Raw genomic sequence first — 2,164 nt, 5'->3', positions numbered from 1 at the left:
TATTGAGCAAACCGCAAAAGTGTATCGTTGCCTGACGGCATAGATAACGTAGGGGAAAGCGATACGCCAAGCAGCCCTTCTATATTCAGAAAGATGTTATTTCTTACTAACTCTTTCTCCGGTATGCCATTTTTATTTTCTGCCATCTGCTCCCTGAATGAATCAACGTTATGCAGATGCTCAGTAAAGGTACGCTTTTCCACTATCCCGGCATTATCAATCAGCTCTAACACCTTGTTATACATATAGGGCATATAGGAGGTCATAAAGTGTTCAAAAAGATTTATATTAGCGCCTCTGTCCGGATTACTGCCTTTGGGGAAAAAGTCCGTTAGATCTGCCTGCGTTAATGACGCTTTAAACTCTTTCTGCTTCTGACCAGCCTGCTGCATCTCCTGCTCCGCCAGCGCAGGGACCAGGTAAAGTTTAGCCTTAATGGGCAGTGAATTTATGATGGTAATACATCCCGCCGGAGTCGGCAGATCTCTCTTGCACTCTTTCCATTCCCGACTCTGGGTGACGGTGAGAAAGGCTACCGTATTGCCGTGGTGCCAGAAGCAGTCTCCCCAGGCAACCATCTGGTAAGCGAGAAGTTCACCCAGTGACCAGAAAAAGCCCAGAATACCGCCCAGCCATCCCCAGAGTTTATATAACTCATTATCCAGGTTGGCTTCCGCGGGTACAGCTGGAATCGGATCATTATCATTAACATGACGGAAATGGGTAATCTCCGACAATTGCATTACGGCATCGCGGGTAAAGGTTCGTGGCATTCCATAAGTATAAAGGAGAGGACTGTAATTCTTCAATTTTGCTGCATGAATTAGAGCCAAAGCCCCACCTAAGCTATGGCCAGAAATAAATAATAGTCTACCTTGCAACTTATCGAACAAGTCTTCAATCTCTTTTTCAAATTTTAGCTCAATCCGACTATATCCGCTCCAGAATCCGGTATGCACTTTCCCATTAGGAAGTAACATGGTGCATTGCGTTCTATCTATATCGCATATTTCTGAATTTACTGGTCTGAACGCAATATCCGTCCCCACATCAAACAAGCTGGCCGTGCCACGCCAGGCAACAATCACCTTATCCGCGTTATAGACATAATAAAGCTGCGTATCACCGTCTGCCTTTGTTGCTGCAGTATCCTCCTCTGTCTGTGCTGTTCCATGTGGATTCTTCTCATCTGCCTTAGGCGAAGTATCTCGCGAGGTATCCATAAACACCGGGGGATAATATCGCTTACTGTAGGGAACATCCTGTACTAACGTATTCCATGCAGCGCCGTCTTTATAAAGCTGAGGTAACCGGGAAAGATCCTGACACTGGTTAACAAAAAAGCTCATAATTGACACCGTATCCAGAGTGCTGTCATTTGCATAGGCAAGCGTCGCTGCCGCCCCAAGGTTAATTCCATTCGCAATGGAATAGTCCTTTTGATGATGCAGAACAAGCTCCCATGCTCTGAAAGGGCATATTTCAATCACGTGTCGTTTTTCCAGCTGATTGGTTCTTATTTTCACTCCTTTCATAATTTTATCCTGAGGGAAATGGAATGGCGGCCAGACCTCCCCATTTCTTAACTCAACTGAAGGAAGCGTCCGGCAAAGTTCACCAATCACGGCATAATGCCAGATATACCCTTTATCTTCAGCTTCAGGACGCACAACAGAATCATTTTCCGTATCCCTGCTAACACGCAATGCACGTTTTTCCATTTCCGTAGTCAGTTGATTACCATCTAACGTCAGCCTCAATTCAAGTCCATGTGGCATATCAATACGGATAAGTCCGTCAGCATCGCTTTGACCTGTATATGTAAAGTTATCGACTGGCCCGGAAACCGGATGAGAACTTTCGGCAGTCCATGGCATATTCGCCACTGGAACATTTTTCTCATCTACAAGTTGAAATTCAACCCAATAAGGTTTCTGCTTTCCCACCGTAGCTTTTGCCTCTGTATGCGTCACAGATGTCACTAATGAACTGCCTGACATAAACATCCCTCCTTATTAAGGTTTAATAAAAAATTATTAGTTCTCTTCTCTTGTAAAATAAAATGCTCCAACCTTAATTATCTCTGAAAATAACACAGCAACAAGAAATACCGCCCCAACTTTGATAGACATAGTTTTAAACATCCATGGCAATGTTGAAATAG

The 2,164-nt window shown here is 44.2% G+C and carries 1 protein-coding gene; it reads right to left on the bottom strand.

All coding sequences use genetic code 11. The features are described 5' to 3' along the window. Positions 1 to 2,000 (bottom strand): lipase family protein (locus NV64_RS22630; RefSeq protein ID WP_101506841.1); only part of this gene is annotated, 2,000 nt, incomplete at its 3' end. Positions 2,001 to 2,164 lie beyond the last annotated feature (164 nt).

The organism is Erwinia sp. B116 (assembly GCF_002865965.1).
Classification (GTDB): Bacteria; Pseudomonadota; Gammaproteobacteria; order Enterobacterales; family Enterobacteriaceae; genus Erwinia.
Note: the sequence above shows the minus strand (reverse complement) of the source record. Positions and strands in the feature narration are given on the sequence as shown.